The sequence below is a fragment of the Streptomyces sp. NPDC029139 genome, from assembly GCF_055564335.1.
Genome location: NZ_JBVHWN010000007.1, coordinates 52,148 through 69,618 on the forward strand (window position 1 = coordinate 52,148; position 17,471 = coordinate 69,618).

General features: G+C 70.1%; 24 protein-coding genes. 14 read left to right on the forward strand and 10 right to left on the reverse strand.

What is annotated here, in order from left to right; translation table 11 throughout:
- Window positions 1-119: 119 nt before the first annotated feature.
- On the forward strand, window positions 120-527 hold the full coding sequence (locus ACZ4VW_RS17810) for a hypothetical protein (RefSeq protein WP_467963297.1): 408 nt from the start codon (window positions 120-122) through the stop codon (window positions 525-527).
- Window positions 528-585: 58 nt separating this feature from the next.
- On the opposite strand, the gene ACZ4VW_RS17815 is transcribed toward ACZ4VW_RS17810, so the two are convergent.
- Together ACZ4VW_RS17815 and ACZ4VW_RS17820 are read right to left on the reverse strand one after the other, a co-directional pair.
- Window positions 586-1,038 (reverse strand): nucleoside deaminase, encoded by a 453-nt coding sequence (locus tag ACZ4VW_RS17815; RefSeq protein ID WP_467963299.1) that lies wholly within the window; start codon window positions 1,036-1,038, stop codon window positions 586-588.
- A gap of 30 nt (window positions 1,039-1,068) precedes the next feature.
- Window positions 1,069-1,347: a GntR family transcriptional regulator gene (locus ACZ4VW_RS17820; protein ID WP_467963301.1), complete on the reverse strand. Its 279-nt coding sequence runs from the start codon at window positions 1,345-1,347 to the stop codon at window positions 1,069-1,071.
- Between the two features lie 149 nt (window positions 1,348-1,496).
- On the opposite strand from ACZ4VW_RS17820, the gene ACZ4VW_RS17825 reads away from it, so the two are divergent.
- Both ACZ4VW_RS17825 and ACZ4VW_RS17830 read left to right on the forward strand, forming a co-directional pair.
- The gene (locus ACZ4VW_RS17825; RefSeq protein WP_467963303.1) at window positions 1,497-1,838 is read left to right on the forward strand and encodes a hypothetical protein; all 342 of its coding nucleotides are present in this window, start codon (window positions 1,497-1,499) and stop codon (window positions 1,836-1,838) included.
- The gene (locus tag ACZ4VW_RS17830; protein ID WP_467963305.1) at window positions 1,835-2,188 is read left to right on the forward strand and encodes a hypothetical protein; all 354 of its coding nucleotides are present in this window, start codon (window positions 1,835-1,837) and stop codon (window positions 2,186-2,188) included. The genes ACZ4VW_RS17825 and ACZ4VW_RS17830 overlap by 4 nt, the downstream gene beginning before the upstream one ends.
- A gap of 23 nt (window positions 2,189-2,211) precedes the next feature.
- Here the strand turns inward: ACZ4VW_RS17830 and ACZ4VW_RS17835 are convergent, their stop codons facing one another.
- Entirely contained in the window at window positions 2,212-2,841 is a 630-nt protein-coding gene (locus ACZ4VW_RS17835) for a flavodoxin family protein (RefSeq protein WP_467963307.1), read from the reverse strand.
- Between the two features lie 148 nt (window positions 2,842-2,989).
- On the opposite strand from ACZ4VW_RS17835, the gene ACZ4VW_RS17840 reads away from it, so the two are divergent.
- Window positions 2,990-3,937 (forward strand): DMT family transporter, encoded by a 948-nt coding sequence (locus ACZ4VW_RS17840; RefSeq protein WP_467963309.1) that lies wholly within the window; start codon window positions 2,990-2,992, stop codon window positions 3,935-3,937.
- Here the strand turns inward: ACZ4VW_RS17840 and ACZ4VW_RS17845 are convergent.
- Both ACZ4VW_RS17845 and ACZ4VW_RS17850 read right to left on the reverse strand, forming a co-directional pair.
- A complete protein-coding gene (locus ACZ4VW_RS17845; protein ID WP_467963311.1) occupies window positions 3,834-4,724 on the reverse strand; it encodes a LysR family transcriptional regulator in 891 nt (296 codons plus the stop codon). The two genes, ACZ4VW_RS17840 and ACZ4VW_RS17845, sit on opposite strands and share 104 nt — an antisense overlap.
- A gap of 1 nt (window position 4,725) precedes the next feature.
- Window positions 4,726-5,115 carry a PLD nuclease N-terminal domain-containing protein gene (locus ACZ4VW_RS17850; RefSeq protein WP_467963313.1) on the reverse strand — a complete coding sequence of 130 codons (390 nt, stop codon included), beginning with the start codon at window positions 5,113-5,115 and terminating at the stop codon, window positions 4,726-4,728.
- An 89-nt stretch (window positions 5,116-5,204) separates the two neighbouring features.
- Here ACZ4VW_RS17850 and ACZ4VW_RS17855 point away from each other — a divergent pair, with 89 nt between their 5' ends.
- The 4 genes from ACZ4VW_RS17855 to ACZ4VW_RS17870 are packed head-to-tail and all read left to right on the forward strand — an operon-like array spanning window position 5,205 to window position 8,879.
- A complete protein-coding gene (locus ACZ4VW_RS17855; RefSeq protein ID WP_467963315.1) occupies window positions 5,205-6,656 on the forward strand; it encodes a menaquinone biosynthesis decarboxylase in 1,452 nt (483 codons plus the stop codon).
- Window positions 6,653-7,555 carry a menaquinone biosynthesis prenyltransferase MqnP gene (gene mqnP / locus ACZ4VW_RS17860; RefSeq protein WP_467963317.1) on the forward strand — a complete coding sequence of 301 codons (903 nt, stop codon included), beginning with the start codon at window positions 6,653-6,655 and terminating at the stop codon, window positions 7,553-7,555. The genes ACZ4VW_RS17855 and mqnP overlap by 4 nt, the downstream gene beginning before the upstream one ends.
- Before the next feature lie 44 nt (window positions 7,556-7,599).
- Complete coding sequence (locus tag ACZ4VW_RS17865) at window positions 7,600-8,160, forward strand: Uma2 family endonuclease (RefSeq protein ID WP_467963319.1); 561 nt, start codon at window positions 7,600-7,602, stop codon at window positions 8,158-8,160.
- A gap of 38 nt (window positions 8,161-8,198) precedes the next feature.
- A complete protein-coding gene (locus ACZ4VW_RS17870; protein WP_467963321.1) occupies window positions 8,199-8,879 on the forward strand; it encodes a UbiX family flavin prenyltransferase in 681 nt (226 codons plus the stop codon).
- Here ACZ4VW_RS17870 and ACZ4VW_RS17875 read toward each other — a convergent pair.
- Window positions 8,876-9,013 (reverse strand): hypothetical protein, encoded by a 138-nt coding sequence (locus ACZ4VW_RS17875; protein ID WP_467963323.1) that lies wholly within the window; start codon window positions 9,011-9,013, stop codon window positions 8,876-8,878. The two genes, ACZ4VW_RS17870 and ACZ4VW_RS17875, sit on opposite strands and share 4 nt — an antisense overlap.
- A 113-nt stretch (window positions 9,014-9,126) precedes the next feature.
- On the opposite strand from ACZ4VW_RS17875, the gene ACZ4VW_RS17880 reads away from it, so the two are divergent.
- The 6 genes from ACZ4VW_RS17880 (at window position 9,127) to ACZ4VW_RS17905 (ending at window position 14,222) form a co-directional block, all read left to right on the forward strand.
- The gene (locus ACZ4VW_RS17880) at window positions 9,127-9,582 is read left to right on the forward strand and encodes an Lrp/AsnC family transcriptional regulator (RefSeq protein WP_031013392.1); all 456 of its coding nucleotides are present in this window, start codon (window positions 9,127-9,129) and stop codon (window positions 9,580-9,582) included.
- Window positions 9,583-9,631: 49 nt separating this feature from the next.
- Window positions 9,632-10,795, forward strand: coding sequence for an aminofutalosine synthase MqnE (gene mqnE / locus ACZ4VW_RS17885; RefSeq protein ID WP_467963325.1), 1,164 nt, complete (start codon window positions 9,632-9,634; stop codon window positions 10,793-10,795).
- Window positions 10,796-10,799: 4 nt separating this feature from the next.
- The gene (locus ACZ4VW_RS17890; protein ID WP_467963327.1) at window positions 10,800-11,324 is read left to right on the forward strand and encodes a GNAT family N-acetyltransferase; all 525 of its coding nucleotides are present in this window, start codon (window positions 10,800-10,802) and stop codon (window positions 11,322-11,324) included.
- A gap of 53 nt (window positions 11,325-11,377) precedes the next feature.
- Window positions 11,378-11,668: a DUF4229 domain-containing protein gene (locus tag ACZ4VW_RS17895; protein WP_467963329.1), complete on the forward strand. Its 291-nt coding sequence runs from the start codon at window positions 11,378-11,380 to the stop codon at window positions 11,666-11,668.
- 351 nt (window positions 11,669-12,019) lie between these two features.
- A complete protein-coding gene (locus tag ACZ4VW_RS17900) occupies window positions 12,020-13,339 on the forward strand; it encodes a dicarboxylate/amino acid:cation symporter (protein ID WP_467963331.1) in 1,320 nt (439 codons plus the stop codon).
- A gap of 223 nt (window positions 13,340-13,562) precedes the next feature.
- Window positions 13,563-14,222, forward strand: a complete 660-nt coding sequence (locus ACZ4VW_RS17905; RefSeq protein WP_467963333.1) for a TetR/AcrR family transcriptional regulator — start codon at window positions 13,563-13,565, stop codon at window positions 14,220-14,222.
- Here the strand turns inward: ACZ4VW_RS17905 and ACZ4VW_RS17910 are convergent.
- The 4 genes from ACZ4VW_RS17910 to ACZ4VW_RS17925 form a co-directional block, all read right to left on the reverse strand.
- On the reverse strand, window positions 14,182-15,066 hold the full coding sequence (locus ACZ4VW_RS17910; protein ID WP_467963335.1) for a MaoC family dehydratase: 885 nt from the start codon (window positions 15,064-15,066) through the stop codon (window positions 14,182-14,184). The genes ACZ4VW_RS17905 and ACZ4VW_RS17910 overlap by 41 nt on opposite strands.
- Before the next feature lie 100 nt (window positions 15,067-15,166).
- On the reverse strand, window positions 15,167-15,415 hold the full coding sequence (locus tag ACZ4VW_RS17915; RefSeq protein WP_467963337.1) for an SCO4226 family nickel-binding protein: 249 nt from the start codon (window positions 15,413-15,415) through the stop codon (window positions 15,167-15,169).
- 32 nt (window positions 15,416-15,447) lie between these two features.
- Window positions 15,448-16,101, reverse strand: a complete 654-nt coding sequence (locus tag ACZ4VW_RS17920; RefSeq protein ID WP_467963339.1) for a pyridoxine/pyridoxamine 5'-phosphate oxidase — start codon at window positions 16,099-16,101, stop codon at window positions 15,448-15,450.
- Complete coding sequence (locus ACZ4VW_RS17925) at window positions 16,098-17,351, reverse strand: FAD-dependent monooxygenase (protein WP_467963341.1); 1,254 nt, start codon at window positions 17,349-17,351, stop codon at window positions 16,098-16,100. Before ACZ4VW_RS17925 ends, ACZ4VW_RS17920 begins: the two co-directional genes overlap by 4 nt.
- Between the last annotated feature and the right edge of the window lie 120 nt (window positions 17,352-17,471).

The window sequence follows — 17,471 nt, forward strand, 5'->3', positions numbered from 1 at the left end:
TGTGGCGTGGGGGCTCCATGAGGGGGCGCGGCGTACAACCATCCGCCCGGATGTCGTGTCGAAGTGGCGAACCAGCCCCGCGGGGCTGCCAGGACCTACACAGATGTTCGGAGTGCGCAATGAACAAGCTCGGTAAGGTCGCCGCGGTCGCCGTGTCCGCGACGGCTCTCGTCGCCGTCGCCGGATCGCCCGCGAGTGCGGCGAGCACGGCCCAGAACTCGCGGACCGTCTACCTGACGGACCATCCGACGGACGACATGGCCGATGCCTGCGTGACCAGGACCATCGCCCTGCAGTCGGGCCGCTACACGTGGCGTCAGTTCAGCGGGGTGACCATGTACCGCGACATCACCCTCGCCGCGGGCACGTACACATGGACGGACTGCGTCAAGCCCGGTGCGGGTAAGTACGACCATGTGTCCACTCTCGACAAGGCGGGTACGTCACCCGCCCAGATGAGTTACGGCTTCACCATCGCGGATCCCGGCTGGGTCACCTTCGGCTCGCAGCTCGACCCCCACTTCTGATTCCGTCCGGTTGCCCCGTCGGCTCCCGTCGGCGGGGCATCCGGACGGAAGGCGCGCTTCACCCGTCGCCGATGTCCTCGTTCCACAGGGCCGGGCGTGTCTCGATGAACTCCCGCATCAGCGCGGCGCATTCGGGGTCGTCGAGCACCAGGACCTGCACCCCGTGCTCCGCCAGCCAGTCGTGGCCGCCGTGGAAGGTCTCCGCCTCGCCGACGACGACCCGCGAGATCCCGAACTGCCGGACCAGGCCCGAGCAGTACCAGCAGGGGGAGAGGGTCGTCACCATCGTCGTCCCCCGGTACGAGCGCTGCCGCCCGGCCGCCCGGAAGGCGGCGGTCTCGGCGTGCGCCGAGGGGTCGCCGTCCTGTACGCGCCGGTTGTGCCCGCGCCCGAGCAGCGTCCCGTCGGCGCCGTAGAGCGCGGCGCCGATCGGGATCCCGCCCTCGTCGAGCCCGGCACGGGCCTCGGCGAGGGCGGTGGAGAGCCAGCGCCGGGCGTGTTCCTGGTCCATGCGAGAGCCTTTCCCGCCGGAGCGGGGCCGTCACACCTGCTGTTCGTCCGTCGGCAGCGGGTCGACGACGAAGGTGCCCTTGCCGTGAACGGTCAGGATGAGGCCCCGCTCGCGCAGGACCCGTGCCGCGCGGCGCACCGTCAGATAGGCGACGCCGTACTCCTCGGCAAGGTCCCGCTCGGCGGGCAGCCGCGCGCCCGGGGCAAGCTCTCCGGCCGCGATACGGGCGGCGATGTGGTCGGCCACCGCGACGTACACCAGCTGGGGGCCCTGCGGGTCGAACTCGGGGATCTGGCTGCGGTCGGTCACACGACCAACGTAAGCATCGAAGACCTGTGCGAACCATCATTGAGCTATGCAGAGCTATACATGCCTTATAGGCTCGTGTGACACGAAGACCCCGGCGAGGTGGCTAGACCTCCCGGGGCACGGCCACCAACTTCAAGGGAGTTGATGACGTGCGGAACCCTATCGCGCGCGTACTCGGCAGGGCGCTCATCCCCGTTCTCCTCGGGCTGCTGATGCTCACCCTGCCGCCCACCGGCAGGCACCGCCCCCGCCCGACCCCGACCCCGCCGGTCCAGGCCGCGCAGCCGCGTCACCGCGCGCCCACCCGGCGGTCTCCGTACGCCCGGGAACAGACGGCTCTCCTCGACGGCTCCCGGTCACCTCTGGAGCGCCCCTACCTCACCGCCACCTCGGCGCGAGCAGCGCAGCGCAGGCGCCGGCGGGCGTTGTGGCTGGCGACGGTCGGGGTGGATGTCGATCAGCGGAACATCCACGCCGGGGCCGCCCGATGAGCCGCTGTGGGGCGCGGAGGCCCGTCATCGCCGTCGTGGAGGTGATGCGGCCGGTGTGCGCGGGCTCGGTCTGCGTACTCGTCCTGGGTCATGACGGCCCGCATCGCGACCGCGCCGGGGACGCCTGGTGGGTGACGCCCGAGATCGCCGACGCGGTGAGCGTCTCCCTGCTGGTACGAGCCCTCACGCCGGAACCGGAGTTCCGGTCACCGCGCTGCATCGTCGGCCGCCATGACCGCTGCCGGGACCATGTGGTCCGGGACAGCGGTGTGGACGGCGTCCGCCATCTCGTCTGCGGGTGCCTGTGCCATCCGGTGTCCCTCGCGGGTCCGCCCGACGACCGCCCCTGAGGCGTCGGGGCGGCCGTGGGGCCTCACGCGACGGCGCCGGCCTTCGCCTCGTAGGGGAACAGGGCGAGCGGGGTCTCGCCCTGGAAGAAGGTCTTGGCGCGGATCATCGCCTGTTCGTCGGCGCGTACCCGGCCGGGGCGGGAGCCCGTTCCGGTCAGGACGCCGCCGAACCGCATCCGCAGGTAGGCGGCCGAATGACTCAGGCTGGTGACCAGGCCGTCCGCGACGACGTGGTCGTCGTCCGCCATGGCCGTCACTCCCCACAGCGTGCCGCCCGCCATGCGCTCCTTGAAGTCGGAACCGGGCACGTTCAGCCAGCCCGACCAGTAGTCGAGGTAGCGCTTGGTCTGCGCGGAGAAGCTGTACCAGTAGAGGGGCGAGACGATGACGACGTCCGTGGCCTCCACCGTGGCCAGTCGCAGCAGCTCCTCGTTCTCCTCGGCCTGCCGCTCGGCGCTCTCGTGCCGTCCGTCCTGGAAGTCGGGCAGGGGCAGCCGGTTCAGGTCGATCCAGTGCTGCGGGATGTCGGTGGGCAGGTGCGCGGCGGCCGCGCGGGCCAGCGTCTCGGAGTTGCCGTCGGCGCGGGAACTGCCGAGGACGAAGAGGAACGAGCGGTCCGGGCGGTCCGGGCCGGGTGCGGCGTCGAGGGTCATGTCTCCTCCGGTGTCAGGGGTGCCCCGGTGCCAACTCCGCCTTCCCCGGCGGTATTCCGGACGCCATCGGCTCCGCCGATGGGCCCATCGGCAGGACGCCCCACTGGCTCGTGGACCGGCTCCGGGCCCCCTCCGTAGCGTCGCAGTCATGAGAAACGAGCGCGGTACGCAGACCAGGGGAACCCTCGAACTGACCCTCGCCATGGTGCTCTCCGGCACCCTCGGCATCTTCGTCGTCGAGTCCGGGGCCTCGCCCTTCGACGTGGTCTTCTTCCGGTGCCTCTTCGGGGCTGCCGCCCTCGGCGCGTACAGCCTGGCCCGCGGCTACTTCACCGGGCACGGCTTCACGCCGAAGAAGCTCGGGCTCGCGGCCCTCGGCGGGGTGTTCATCGTCTTCAACTGGGTGTTCCTCTTCGAGGCGTACGAAGCCGTCTCGATCTCCTTCGCCACCGTCGTCTACCACACGCAGCCGTTCTTCCTGGTGGTCTTCGGCGCCGTGCTGTTCCGGGAGCGGATCACGGCCGCCAAGCTCGGCTGGCTCGGTCTCGCCTTCGTCGGACTCGTCCTCGTCTCCGGCATCAGGCCCGGGGACACCGCCTCCCTGAAGGGGCTCGGTCTCGCGCTCGGGGCCGCCGTGCTCTACGCGCTGTCGACCATCGTCACCAAGCGGATCACCGGCGTCCGGCCCCACCTGATCGCCCTGGTGCAGGTCCTGGTCGGCCTTCCGCTGCTGCTGCCCTTCGCCGACTTCGGCGCGGCGGCGGGGCTCGTCGCCGGCTGGGCCTGGCTCGCCGGGCTGGGACTGATCCACACCGGGCTGATGTACGTGCTGATGTACGCGGCCTACGCCAAGCTGCCGACCGCGAAGATCGCCGTGCTCGCCTTCACCTACCCCGCCGTCGCGATGTTCGCCGACTGGGCGGTGTACGGGCACCACATCGGCCTCGTCCAGGCGCTCGGCGTCCCGCTGATCGTCCTGGCCGGCCTGAAGGTCACCCTGTCGGGCTCTGCTCCCGCACGAGTCGCCGCGCCTGCTCCACGAACAGCCGCACATGCGCCGGAAGCCGCTTCCCCCGCCGCCACGCGATCTGCGTGAAGAGCGTGAACGGCGGACGCCAGTCCAGCTCCGCCAGTGCCCCGGACGCCAGCTCCTCGGAGACGGTGATCCGGGGCACCAGGGCGATGCCCAGGCCGCCGGCCACACCGCGCTTGGTCGCCTCGATCGTGCCGAACTCCATGAACGGCGGGGCCCACTGGCTCAGCGCGTCCTCGAACAGGTCGCGGTACGGACATCCCGGCTCCGTCCCCACCAGCTGCGCCGCCGCCAGGTCCGCCGGCGTCAGACCCGTACGGCCCGCCAGCGGATGCCGCGGCGAGGCGACGAGCACCAGCGGCTCCTCGGCCAGGACCTCGCTCTCCAGGCCGTCGTGCCCGGTGTCGGGCTCCATCAGGAAGCCGATGTCGTACGTCCCCTGGCGCAGCGCCTGCCGGGTCGCGTCGCCGAGCGTGGGGCGCAGCGCCAGCTGGACCTTCGGGTAGCGGTGGTGGAACAGCTCCAGGAGCGGTGGCAGCCGGTAGGAGGTCAGCGACTCCATCGTGCCCACCGCGATGGTCCCGGCGGGTTCCTCGCTCTCCACGACCGCGGCCCGTGCCTCCTCCGCCAGCTCGATGATCCGGCGGGCGTACGGCAGGAGCCGCTCACCGGCCTCGGTCAGGCGGATACGGCTGCCGAGGCGCTCGAAGAGCTCCACGCCGAGCGAGGACTCCAGGGCGCGGACCTGGCTGGTCACGCTGGACTGGGCGTACCGCAGTTCGGCGGCGGCGCGGGTGAAGGAGAGGACGCCGGCGACCTTCTCGAAGGTGACCAGGAGCCGGAGCTCCATGTCAGGACTTCGGCTCGTCGTCGCCCTGCTCGCGCTTCTTGAGCTCCTCCTCGCGGCGGCGCAGGTCCGCCTCCCAGTCCTTCAGGACGGCCTCGTCCTTCTTGTTCTCGTCCTTGAGGGACTTGAGGAAGTCGGGGTTGTCGTCCGGCGCGACCCACTCGCTGCGGTGGTTGCGGTGCCACTCGGAGGGCGTACGGCCGCCGGCGGGGGCCTTGCGCATCTTGCCCGCGGCGAACCAGACGATCGGGCCGACGATCCAGAACAGCAGGATGATGATGACCCAGACGACCTTGGGCAGGTGCTTCGCCTCGTCCTCGGGGGTGTTGAGGCAGTCGATGAACGCGTAGATCGTCAGCGCCAGCGGCAGGATGTACATCAGCGCCCTGAGCATGTGGGACAGCCCCCTGGAAGCAATGGCAGGGCGCGTTTCGACGGCCCCGGTGACAGGTCCAGCCTAGCCGGTGACCGATACTTGCCCCTATGGCTTACGACGATCTCCGCTCGCTGCTGAGGGCCCTGGAACGTGAAGGCGACCTCAAGCGCATCAAGGCCGAAGTCGATCCGTACCTGGAGGTCGGGGAGATCGTCGACCGGGTGAACAAGGCGGGAGGTCCGGCGCTCCTCTTCGAGAACGTCAAGGGCTCCGCCATGCCGCTCGCGATGAACGTCTTCGGCACGGACCGCCGGCTGCTCAAGGCGCTGGGCCTGAAGTCCTACGGCGAGATCAGCGAGAAGATCGGCGGCCTGCTCAAGCCGGAGCTGCCGCACGGCTTCGTCGGGGTGCGCGAGGCCTTCGGCAAGCTGGGCTCGATGGTCCACGTGCCGCCGAAGAAGGTGAAGGACGCGCCCGTCCAGGAGGTCGTCCTCACCGGCGACGACGTCGACCTGGACCTGCTGCCGGCGCTGTTCACCTGGCCCAAGGACGGCGGGTCCTTCTTCAACCTGGGACTGACGCACACCAAGCACCCGGAGACGGGCGTCCGCAACCTCGGTCTCTACCGGCTGCAGCGGCACGACAAGCGCACCATCGGCATGCACTGGCAGATCCACAAGGACAGCCGCAACCACTACGCGGTGGCGGCGGCGAAGGGCGAGCGGCTGCCGGTCGCGATCGCCTTCGGCTGCCCACCGGCGGTGACGTACGCGTCGACGGCGCCGCTGCCCGGGGACATCGACGAGTACCTCTTCGCCGGCTTCGTGCAGGGCAAGCGGATCGAGATGGTCGACTGCAAGACGGTGCCGCTCCAGGTGCCGGCGAACGCCGAGGTCGTGATCGAGGGCTGGCTGGAGCCGGGCGAGATGCTCCCGGAGGGCCCCTTCGGCGACCACACCGGCTTCTACACGCCGCAGGAGCCGTTCCCCGCCCTGAAGATCGACTGCGTCACGATGCGCAAGCGCCCGCTGCTCCAGTCGATCGTGGTCGGCCGGCCGCCGACGGAGGACGGGCCGCTGGGGCGCGCCACCGAGCGCTTCTTCCTGCCGCTGCTGAAGATCATCGTGCCGGACATCGTGGACTACCACCTGCCCGAGTCGGGCGGCTTCCACAACTGCGCGATCGTCTCGATCGACAAGAAGTACCCGAAGCACGCGCAGAAGGTCATGCACGCCATCTGGGGCGCGCACATGATGTCGCTGACGAAGCTGATCATCGTGGTGGACAAGGACTGCGACGTCCACGACCTGCACGAGGTGTCCTGGCGGGCGCTCGGGAACACCGACTACGCCCGTGACCTCACGGTCGTCGAGGGCCCGGTGGACCACCTGGACCACGCCTCGTACCAGCAGTTCTGGGGCGGCAAGGCGGGCATCGACGCGACGAAGAAGCTCCCCGAGGAGGGCTACACCCGGGACGGCGGCTGGCCGGACATGGTGGAGTCGGACCCGGCGACGGCCGCGCTGGTGGACCGCCGGTGGAAGGAGTACGGCCTGTGACCAGCGCCGCCGCGGCCGCCCCGGTGCCCGGCCGCACCAAGGCGTTCCTCCGCCTGGTGATGATCGAGCACTCGGTCTTCGCGCTGCCGTTCGCATACATCGCCTCGCTGACCGCGATGTTCCAGCAGGACCGGAACATCGACTGGCTCACGCTGCTCCTCGTTACCGTCTGCATGGTCGGGCTGCGGACCTTCGCGATGGCGTGCAACCGGATCATCGACCGCGAGATCGACGCCCGTAACCCGCGGACGGCGGGCCGGGAGCTGGTGACCGGTGCCGTGTCGGTGCGGTCGGCGTGGACGGGTGCCGGCATCGCGGTCGTCGTCTTCCTCGGCGCCGCGGCCCTGCTGAACCCGCTGTGCCTGGCGCTCGCGCCGCTCGCCGTGGTGCCGATGGTGGTCTACCCGTACGGGAAGAGGTTCACGAACTTCCCGCACGCGATCCTGGGCCTCGCGCAGGCCATAGGGCCGCTCGGGGCCTGGCTCGCGGTGACCGGGGAGTGGTCCTGGGACGCGGTGATCCTGGGGCTCGCGGTCGGCGTCTGGATCGGCGGCTTCGACCTGATCTTCGCCTGCCAGGACGTCCAGGCGGACCGGGCGCACGGCGTGCTGTCCGTGCCCGCCCGCTTCGGCATCCCGGCGGCCCTGTGGGGCGCGCGGGGCGCGCATGTGGTGACCACGGCGCTGCTGGCCTGGTACGCGCTGGCGACGGACGCGGGACTGTTCTTCTGGGCCGGTCTCGTGATCGTGGCCGTCGCCTTCGTCTACGAGCACACGATCGTGAAGCCGCACGACCTGTCCCGCCTGAACCGGGCGTTCTTCACGGTCAACGGCTTCATCGGGATGGCCCTGTTCGTGTGTGCGTTGCTGGATCTCCTGGTGCGTGGTCTCACCGTGTGACTAGCGTGCGGCCTACCATCGAGTGCAGAGAGAGGGAGGCCGACGTGACCGTCTCGGACAGCGACCGACTGCGCTCACAGCTCGCCCGGTACGAGGACATGTTCCGCGGGTACCGGACGGAGATTGTCGAGGGCAACATCGTGATGAGTCCGCTGAAGCCGCACCACGCCCAGACCATCCGGCTGGTGTGGAACGCGTTGGAGGCGCAGCTGTCCGACGAGTGGGGTTTCCTCAGCGATGTGGCCATTCCGCTCGATTCGGACAACGAGTTCTGCCCCGACCTCGCTCTCGTCCCCGCTGCCGAGGTCGCCAAGAACCTCAGCGCTTACTCACCCGACCTGATCGAACTTGCCGTCGAGGTTGTCTCCCCGAGCAGCGTGCGCAACGACTACCAGATCAAGGACCGGGCGTATGCGGGACGCGGCATCCCGCACTACCTGATCTTCGACCCGTACAAGGCGCAATGCGTCACCCTCTGGAACCCCGGCCCCGACGGCTACCTCGGTCGGGACACCATCCCCTACGGCACGACCGTCACTGTGGATTCCGGCATCGGGAAGCTCACCGTCGACACGAGCAAGCTCCCGGTGGACCCGAACGCCTGACGCATCGCGCCCCGACTCCGCCGGATAGGCTCATCGGCGTGGAGCCGGTAGAGGAACAGCAGCGTCGTCCCTGGGTGGTCGGGGTGTCCGGGGCGTCAGGAACCCCGTACGCGGCCGCCGTCCTGAGGGGGCTGCTCGCAGCGGGGGAGAGCGTCGATCTGGTCGTCTCGCGGGCGTCGCGGCTGACCCTGCTCGACGAGACGGGGATCGCCTTCCGGGACGCGCACTGGCGCGAGGACCTGGCGGCGTGGCTGGCGCGGGGCGCCGACGGGAAGCCGGAGACGTTCGCTCCCGCCATCGACGACGTGCGGTACTGGAGCGCGGGGGACCTGGCCGCGGGGCCGAGCAGTGGGTCGTACCCGGTGAAGGGCATGCTGATCGTGCCCGCCTCGACCGCCTCGGTGGCGGGTGTGGCGCTGGGGCTCTCGAAGGACCTGCTGCAGCGGGCGGCGAGCGTGACGCTCAAGGAGCGGCGGCCGCTGGTGGTCGCGGTGCGGGAGACCCCGCTGAGCGGTCAGACGCTGAAGCAGCTGGTGGCGCTGGACGAGGCGGGCGCTGTGGTGCTGCCCGCCTCTCCGGCGTTCTACGCGGGGGCGACGCACATCCAGGATCTGGTGGACTTCGTCGCCGGGCGGGTGCTGGACGCGGCAGGGGTGCCGCACCGGCTGTACCGCCGCTGGGAAGGGGAGCTCGGTGGAGCCGCTTCCCGGGAGGATTAGCGCTTCGCGGCGGCGCGCTTCTTCTGGGCGCGCCGGGAAGCGGACGGCTGGTGGGCACGCGAGCGGTTGGCCATCTCCTGCAGCTCGCGCATACGGGCGTAGGCCATCTCGATCGTGTACACGGTGAACACCACTCCTGAAAGATCGTCTGTGATCGACTAAAAGTTTCGCAGGGTGTCGGCCCTGTGTGCCTTAGATTCTATACCTATACTCGCGGTATCGCTGGACAATGGAAGGCTTCATACCTATGGACGCCGTGGACAGGCAGCTCATCCAGGCTCTGCGCGAGAACGGCAGGGCTTCGTACGCCGAACTCGGCCGGCTCGTCGGGCTCTCCGGCCCCTCCGTCACCGACCGCATCAACCGCCTCGAGGCGGCCGGCGTCATCACCGGCTACCGCGCGACGGTCGACGCCGCCTCGCTCGGCCTGGGCGTCACCGCGCTCATCGGCATCTCCCTCTCCGACGCGGCCGACCACGAGGACGTGGCGCGCCGGCTGAAGGACCTCGCCGAGATCGAGGACTGCTGGTTCATCGCGGGCGACGACTCGTTCATGCTCAAGGTCCGCGCGAACGACGTCGACGGCCTGGAGAAGACGATCCGCCGGCTCTCCGGCACCAAGGGCGTCTCCCGGACCCGTACGACCATCGTGCTCTCCACCAAGTGGGAGAACCGGGTCGGAGATCTGCCCGAGGAGGGCTGAGGGTAGCGTGGGTGGAGCCTGATTTCGGAGACATGGGAGGCGGCCGTACATGGACGCGGGACTCAAGCGCGAGCTGGAGCAGAAGGTCCGGGCCGGTGAGCGGCTGAGCCGTGAGGACGGCATCGCCCTCTACGAGTCCGACGACCTGGCCTGGCTCGGCGGCCTCGCCCACGAGGTCCGGACCCGTAAGAACGGTGACGTCGTCCACTTCAACGTGAACCGTCACCTCAACATGACGAACGTGTGCACCGCCTCCTGCGCGTACTGCTCCTTCCAGCGCAAGCCGGGCGAGAAGGACGCGTACACGATGCGCATCGAGGAGGCCGTCCGCCTCGCCAAGGCGATGGAGGGCGAGAACCTCACCGAGCTGCACATCGTCAACGGGCTCCACCCCAACCTGCCCTGGCGCTACTACCCGCGCTCGCTCTCCGAGCTGAAGAAGGCGCTGCCGAACGTCTCCCTGAAGGCGTTCACGGCCACCGAGATCCACCACTTCGAGACGATCTCCGGCATGTCCGCCTCCGACATCCTCGACGAGCTGATCGAGGCCGGCCTGGAGTCGCTGACCGGCGGCGGTGCCGAGATCTTCGACTGGGAGGTCCGGCAGCACATCGTGGACCACCGGACCCACTGGGAGGACTGGTCCCGGATCCACCGCCTCGCGCACGAGAAGGGGCTCAAGACCCCTTCGACGATGCTGTACGGGCACATCGAGGAGCCCCGGCACCGCGTCGACCACGTGCTGCGGCTGCGTGAGCTCCAGGACGAGACCGGCGGCTTCCAGGTCTTCATCCCGCTGCGCTACCAGCACGATTTCGTCGACATGCAGGACGGCAAGGTCCGCAACAAGCTCCAGGCGCGCACCACCATGGCGACCGGAGCCGAGGCCCTGAAGACCTTCGCGGTCTCCCGGCTGCTCTTCGACAACGTGCCGCACGTCAAGGTCTTCTGGGTCATGCACGGCGTCCAGACCGCCCAGCTGGCGCTCCAGCACGGCGCGGACGACATGGACGGCTCGGTCGTCGAGTACAAGATCACGCACGACGCCGACAACTACGGCACGCCCAACAAGCTGACCCGTGACGACCTGCTCGAACTGATCAGGGACGCCGGCTTCCGCCCGGTCGAGCGCAACACCCGTTACGAGATCATCCGTGAGTACCCGGGACCGGACGCGGACCGCCGCGAGTCGCCCCAGCCGATGCGGGTCTGAGGCCATGGCCCTGCGCTTCGAACTCGACCCGGCGGTCACCCCCGCGCTGCGCGACGGCGTCCTGCGCCTGTGGGCGGACGTCTCCAACGCGGGCGGTGCCGTCGGCTTCGTCCCGCCGGTGGGCGTGGACGAGATCAGGCCCGACCTCCTCAAGCACCTCGCCGCGATGGCCGAGGGCCGGATGCGGCTCGTCGTCGGGTACGAGGAGGACGGCACCGTCGCCGCCACCACCTTCGTCGCGTACAACACGCACCGGCTCATGCGGCACTGGGTCTGGCTCTACACGGTGATGGTCCACCCCTCCCACCAGGGCAAGGGGTACGGGCGCGACCTCATGGCCGCCGTCGAGGACGCGGTCCGCGGCTTCGACGGGATCGACGCGATCCGGCTCACCTGCCGGGGCGGCACCGGCGTCGACCGCTTCTACGCCTCCTGCGGTTACAAGGAGGTCGGGCGGGTGCCCGGCGCGATCCGGGTGGCCGAGGGCGACGACCGGGACGACATCTTCATGCTGCTCCCGCTGAATTGATCCATTTCGTACCGTGCTTCACTAAGTGGTCAGTCGTAGAGAAAGGGGCCGTCGTGGCCGAGAACGGGACGGGTGCAGCCACCCTCCGATACACCCTCATGCGCCTCGGCGTCTTCGCCGGCTGCTTCTTCGCGCTCTGGGGCCTCGTCTACGTCGGCGTGCTGCCGCGCGGCCTCGGCGACTCCAACCTGCTCTGGGTGCTCCTGCTCGCGATCGTGATCTCCGCACCGCTCAGCTTCGTGCTGCTGCGCGGACAGCGGGACGCCATGTCCGAGCAGATCGTGGCCAAGGTGGACCGGGCCAAGACCAAGCTGGAGGCCAACAAGGCCCGCGAGGACGCGTAAGGCCCGGGTAAGTTTCATCACAGTACAAACACCCCGATCGGGAGCTTCGAAGGCTCCTGACCGGGGTGTTCTGTGTTTCGGAGGCGCTGCGGGGTCTTCGATGCCCCAAAGCAGGGCTTTGAGGTTCTCAAAGTTCAAGTGTTAACGTGTTCGGCATGACGACAGCTGTGCGCCTTCCCGATGCCGCGAGCATTCCGCTCGTGGCGCGCCTGCATGTCGATCTCTGCCGCTGTATGTCCGCGGTCTGTTGCCGCGAGCTCTGACCCCGGCATCATGCAGCGGTACGCCTGAGCGCGTGTGTACCGCACCCCCGTCCCGTATTTCCCCGATACGCACCTGTGGAGTGTGTCTGTGTCCGCGTCCGCGTCCACCCCCGAGACGAAGTCCCCCACCTCGTCGCGCATACCGAAGATCCCCTTCTGGGCCCAGATCGTCGCCGGTCTCGTGCTCGGTGTCCTGCTCGGCTGGCTCGCCCGCAGCCAGGACGTCGGCTGGCTCAAGGAAACGCTCGGCCAGGTCGGCGACATCTTCGTCCAGCTGCTGAAGCTGGCCGTCGCCCCGCTCGTCTTCTTCGCGATCCTGGTGTCCATCACCAACCTCCGCAAGGTCAACAACGCGGCCCGGCTGGCGGCCCAGACGCTGGTCTGGTTCATGATCACCTCGCTGATCGCGGTCGCCATCGGCCTCGCGATCGGCCTGCTCACCAACCCGGGCGCCGGTACCGGCCTCACCCCGCAGGACGGCAAGCTGCCGAAGCGCGAGGGCACCTGGATCGACTTCCTGACCGGGATCATCCCCTCGGACGTCATCACGCCGTTCACCGAGCTCAACGTGCTGCAGATCGTCTTCATGGCCGCCGTCGCCGGTGTCGCCGCCCTGAAGCTCGGCGACCGCGCCAAGCCGATCCTCGCGCTCTCCGAGTCGGTCCTGGAGCTGCTGCAGAAGGCCCTGTGGTGGGTCATCCGCCTCGCCCCGATCGGCACCGTCGGCCTCATCGGCTTCGCCATCGCCGACTACGGCTGGGAGCTGATCGGCAAGTACGCGACGTTCACCGCCGACGTCTACATCGGCTCGGCCCTGGTGATGTTCGGCGTCTACCCGCTGCTGCTCGCGACGGTCGCCAAGGTCAACCCGATCCAGTTCTTCAAGGGAGCCTGGCCGGCCATCCAGCTGGCCTTCGTCTCCCGCTCCTCGGTCGGCACGATGCCGGTCACCCAGAAGGTCACCGAGCGCCTCGGCGTCCCGAAGGAGTACGCCTCCTTCGCGGTCCCGTTCGGCGCCACGACGAAGATGGACGGCTGCGCCGCGATCTACCCGGCGCTCGCCGCGATCTTCATCGCGCAGATCTTCGACGTCCAGCTGGGCATCCAGGACTACCTGCTGATCGCGTTCGTCTCGGTCGTCGGCTCCGCCGCCACCGCGGGTCTCACCGGCGCGACGGTCATGCTGACGCTGACCCTCTCCACCCTGGGCCTCCCGCTGGAGGGCGTGGGCCTGCTGATGGCGATCGACCCGATCCTGGACATGATGCGTACGGCCACGAACGTCGCCGGCCAGGCGCTGGTCCCGGTCGTCGTCGCCGCCCGCGAGAAGATCCTGGACGTCGACGCGTACAACGCGGCCTCCTCGTCGCCGGTCGACGAGCGCGAGCGGGTCGCCGTCGCCGCCTGACCCACAACCCCCTGGCGCACAGCCGCCGTTGATGCCCATGCCCCCGTTCCCGTGGGCATGGGCATCACGTCGTTCCGCCCTCCGGAACCGCCGTGCCCCGGGCGTGCCCCGGCCGTTCGCCGGCCGTTCGCCGGGTCGAGCCGGCCGCCGAGACCGGGTGGTCGCGTTCCCGTCCCGTAGGCTCTCCCCGGAGCAGGCGGGCGGGGTGGGAAGGACGGCCGAGGTGGGCACCACGAAGGTCAAGCGGATGCCGCGGGCGGTGCGCGAGCGGCAGATGATGGACGCCGCCGTGCAGACCTTCGGGCAGCGGGGGTACCAGGCCGCGTCCATGGACGAGATAGCCGAGCTCGCGGGTGTCTCCAAGCCGCTGGTCTATCTGTATCTGAACTCCAAGGAAGAGCTCTTCACCGCCTGTATCCGGCGGGAGGCGCAGGCACTGCTCGGGGCCGTCGCGGCTGGGGTCGACGCCCGGCTGCCCGCCGAGGAGCAGCTGTGGGCCGGGCTGCTCGCCTTCTTCACGCACACCGCCGAACACCCCGACGGCTGGGCGGTGCTGAGCCGTCAGGCGCGGACGCACGGTGAGCCGTTCGCGAGCGAGGCCGCGCAGATGCGCGACGAGATCGTGGCGTACGTGGGGACGCTGATCGGGGCCGCCGCGCAGGAGACCCACCGTGCCACGCAGCGCGACCCGGAGCTGGCCGAGCGGGATGTCGCCGGGCTCTCCCAGGCGCTGGTGGGGGCGGCGGAGTCGCTGGCCTGCTGGGCCAACGAGACCCCGGGCATGACGGCCTGGGAGGCGGCGGCGACGCTGATGAACTTCGCCTGGGCGGGACTCGGCAACCTCATGAAGAGCGAGCGCTGGTCTCCCCGTGCTCCCCGGTGACGCCGGTCAGGTGCAGCCGGTCGCCGCTCCACAACCGGAAGCGTCCGGTGCCGTCGGTGGCATGGGAGACCACTGTCGGTAGCAGTACGGGCGCCCTGAACTCGGCCCGGGCATAGGGCAGTTCACCGACCGGATCGTGTTCGGCGAGGCAGCGGGCGAAGGTCCACATGCCGTGCGCGACGGTCCTCGGGAAGCCGAAGGCCCGTGCGGTCAGCGGGTGGAGGTGGATCGGGTTCCGGTCGCCGGACACGGCTGCGTAGCGGCGGCCGAGGTCGGCGGGGAGCCGCCACTCGCTCGTCCCGGCCGCCCCTGCCGTCCCTGTCGTCCCGACCGTCTCCGACGGTCGCGCCGGGCTCGGGGACGGGGCGCCGGCCGGGCGGGCGTGGCGCGCCAGATAGCCGCTCGCCGATTCCCACACCAGCTGTCCGTCGAGCCGTGCCTCCGTCACCATCGTGACCTCCGTGCCCCGGCGGTGCGGGGCCAACTCCCGCGCGTACACGCTGATCTCCGGGCTGTCGAGCGCGGTCAGCGGGGCGTGCCGGGTGACCGTGATCCAGGTGTGCACGAGGCCGAGCAGCGGCAGCGGGAAGTCCCGGCGGGCCATCAGCCGCAGCGCGGAGCGGAAGCCGAGGACATGGGGATACGTCACCGGCAGCGCGCCGCCGTCGGGACGGAAGCCGCAGATCCGCGCGTACGCGGCGAGGCGCCCGGGCTCGACGCGCCGCGGTCCGCTCACGATCCGGGCCTTCGGCAGCGGTGCCTCCGGCCGGGCCTTCGTGAACGGGGAGCGGGCGACGGCCCCGGCCAGAAAGAGGAGGGCCGTCGGTGCTTCGCGAGGGGCCATCGTCCGGTACTCCTTGAGCCGAAGTGTCTTGACGTGAGAGTAAGTTACTTCGGAGTCAGTCTGGACGCAGGCCCCTGCGCGGTGGGATCTCGGCAACTCCTCAGACGCTGAGCGGCACCTCGTGGATCTCGTCGGCGGCGTGGCCGGTGCGCTCGTGGATGCGCTGGACCGCGTCGGCCGACGGGCCGGTGGAGAGGCAGTAGACCGTGCCGGAGGCCGGGTCCGCCCATGCCTTCTGGAAGTGCACGCCCTCGTCCTTCTCGATGGCGAGGTCGGCGGCGTGCGCCTCCTTGAGCTGGTCGGCGGTGATGCCCCTCATGTTCCGGTGGACGTCCATGTACGTACCCATCTCGTTCCACCTCCTTCTCTCATGGTGCGCCCTCAGGGCCACAGCAGCTCGCGGACCCAGCCCGCCGTTTCCCTGCGGTACCGGAGCCTCACGTGGCGTCGCCGTTCGTCGCCCTGGAAGAACTCCACCTCGGAGGGCTGGAGGACGTACAGGGTCCAGCTGGGCGCGTGGGCGTCCGGCTCCGCCTGGGCCCGCTCCCAGGCCGCCCGGCTCGCCCGGTTCAGCTCCTCGGCCGACCCGAGCACCTCGCTCTGGTGCCCGACCAGCGCGGAGGCGAGGGCGCCCGTCGAGCGCGCGTGCAGATCCTCGTACGCCTCCGCCGGCGTGCCCGGCGTGACCCGGCCGCGCAGCCGGACCTGACGGCCCTGGACCGGCCAGTAGAAGTGGAGGGCGGCCTCGGGGCGGGCGGCGAGCTGGCGGCCCTTGGCGCTGGTCGCGTGCGAGGCGAAGTGCCAGCCGCGCTCGTCGGCGCCGTGCAGCATGACCGTACGGACGTCGGGTCGCCCGTCCTCGTCGACGGTCGCCAGGGACATCGTGTGCGGCTCGGTCTGCCCCGCACGGGCCGCCGCCACGAACCAGTCGTGGAACAGCGGCAGGGGCTCGCCCGGGGCGGCCTCGGGGGCGAAGCCGGGCAGGTCGGTGTCCCAGACCCGGAGGGAGCGCAGCGTGCCGTCGAAGTTGGTCATGCGGAAACAGTAGGTGCCGCGCACCCGCGTCCGTACTCCCTCACCGGCACGGCGTGCGCCGCGCGCTGGATGTCGTCACGGATCTTCTTCGCGACGAGGTTCTTCCACGGCGTGCGGGGGAGCGTGCGCACCATCGCCATGCGCAGGGCGATCTTCCAGCGCGAGGAGACCGTCATCTCCTTGACGAAGCCGGCGGCGAACCTCTGGTTCAGCTCGACTCCCGGACGCATCACGCGCTCGTACGCCTCGAACGCCACCCGGTGGTCGCCGTGCGCCGCCGCCAGTTCGCCCGCCAGGACGTACGCGCCGGTCAGGGCGAGGCCGGTGCCCTGTCCCGAGGCGGGGGAGGCGCAGTGGGCGGCGTCGCCGAGGAGGACGACCCGGCCGCTGGACCAGCGGTCCATCTCGATGAGCGCGATCGCGTCGAAGTAGAAGTCCTCGGCGTCGGCCGCGTCGGCCATGAGCCGCGGGATCTCCCAGTCGTCGCCCGCGAAGGCGGCGGCGAGCAGCCGCTTCTGGTGCCCGGTGTCGTGGTGGTCGTAGGAGAGCTCTTCGGGCGAGGCGAAGACGAAGCAGTTCTTCGCGGTGTGCGCCTGCTCGCCCGCGGTGCTGTAGACGGAGATCAGCTTGTCGGGGCGGGCGTGGTAGGTCTCCCAGCGGGTGAGGCCCAGTCGGTTGGGGGCGGTGAAGATCGAGATGTACGCGCCGAGGTACCGCTCGAAGCGCTCGTCCTCGCCGAAGACGAGACGCCGGGTGTGCGAGTGCATCCCGTCGGCGCCGACCACCAGGTCGAAGCGGCGGCGGGTCCCGCTCTCGAAGGTGACGTCGACGCCGTCGCCGTCGTCGTCGACCGCCGCGACGGAGTCGCCGAAGAGGTACTCGACGTCGTCGCGGGTCCGCTCGTACAGGATCCGGGCGAGGTCGCCGCGCATGATCTCGTCGTCCTGCTCGGCCCGTCCGCCGAAGATCGCGGCGGGCATCTCCCCGACCGTGCGGCCCCTGGCGTCGACGTACGAACCGCCGGCCATGTCCGTGGAGTGGGCGCGGATCTCGTCGAGGACACCCATCCGGCGGCAGACCTCGACGGCGGTGCCGCGGATGTCGACCTTGTAGCCGCCGGTGCGCAGCTCGGGGGCACGTTCGACGACCGTCGGGACGAAGCCGTAGCGGTGGAGCCAGAGGGCGAGGGCGGGGCCGGCGACGGAGGCGCCGGAGATCAGGACGGTCCGGTTCGCGGGCGGGTGCGTCATGGCGGGACTCCTCGTCGGTGGTGGGGGGGGGGGGGGGGGAAAAAAAAAAAAAAACAAAAACACCCCCCCCCCCCCTCCCCCCCCCCTCCCCCCCCCCCCCCCCCCCCCCCCCCCCCCTAC

Coding starts and splice junctions, on each gene's coding strand:
- ACZ4VW_RS17810 (WP_467963297.1), top strand. CDS start 120: ATGAACAAGCTCGGTAAGGTCGCCGCGGTCGCCGTGTCCGCGACGGCT.
- ACZ4VW_RS17815 (WP_467963299.1), bottom strand. CDS start 1,038: ATGGACCAGGAACACGCCCGGCGCTGGCTCTCCACCGCCCTCGCCGAG.
- ACZ4VW_RS17830 (WP_467963305.1), top strand. CDS start 1,835: ATGAGCCGCTGTGGGGCGCGGAGGCCCGTCATCGCCGTCGTGGAGGTG.
- ACZ4VW_RS17835 (WP_467963307.1), bottom strand. CDS start 2,841: ATGACCCTCGACGCCGCACCCGGCCCGGACCGCCCGGACCGCTCGTTC.
- ACZ4VW_RS17840 (WP_467963309.1), top strand. CDS start 2,990: ATGAGAAACGAGCGCGGTACGCAGACCAGGGGAACCCTCGAACTGACC.
- ACZ4VW_RS17845 (WP_467963311.1), bottom strand. CDS start 4,724: ATGGAGCTCCGGCTCCTGGTCACCTTCGAGAAGGTCGCCGGCGTCCTC.
- ACZ4VW_RS17850 (WP_467963313.1), bottom strand. CDS start 5,115: ATGCTCAGGGCGCTGATGTACATCCTGCCGCTGGCGCTGACGATCTAC.
- ACZ4VW_RS17855 (WP_467963315.1), top strand. CDS start 5,205: ATGGCTTACGACGATCTCCGCTCGCTGCTGAGGGCCCTGGAACGTGAA.
- ACZ4VW_RS17880 (WP_031013392.1), top strand. CDS start 9,127: ATGGACGCCGTGGACAGGCAGCTCATCCAGGCTCTGCGCGAGAACGGC.
- mqnE (WP_467963325.1), top strand. CDS start 9,632: ATGGACGCGGGACTCAAGCGCGAGCTGGAGCAGAAGGTCCGGGCCGGT.
- ACZ4VW_RS17890 (WP_467963327.1), top strand. CDS start 10,800: ATGGCCCTGCGCTTCGAACTCGACCCGGCGGTCACCCCCGCGCTGCGC.
- ACZ4VW_RS17910 (WP_467963335.1), bottom strand. CDS start 15,066: ATGGCCCCTCGCGAAGCACCGACGGCCCTCCTCTTTCTGGCCGGGGCC.
- ACZ4VW_RS17915 (WP_467963337.1), bottom strand. CDS start 15,415: ATGGGTACGTACATGGACGTCCACCGGAACATGAGGGGCATCACCGCC.
- ACZ4VW_RS17920 (WP_467963339.1), bottom strand. CDS start 16,101: ATGACCAACTTCGACGGCACGCTGCGCTCCCTCCGGGTCTGGGACACC.
- ACZ4VW_RS17925 (WP_467963341.1), bottom strand. CDS start 17,351: ATGACGCACCCGCCCGCGAACCGGACCGTCCTGATCTCCGGCGCCTCC.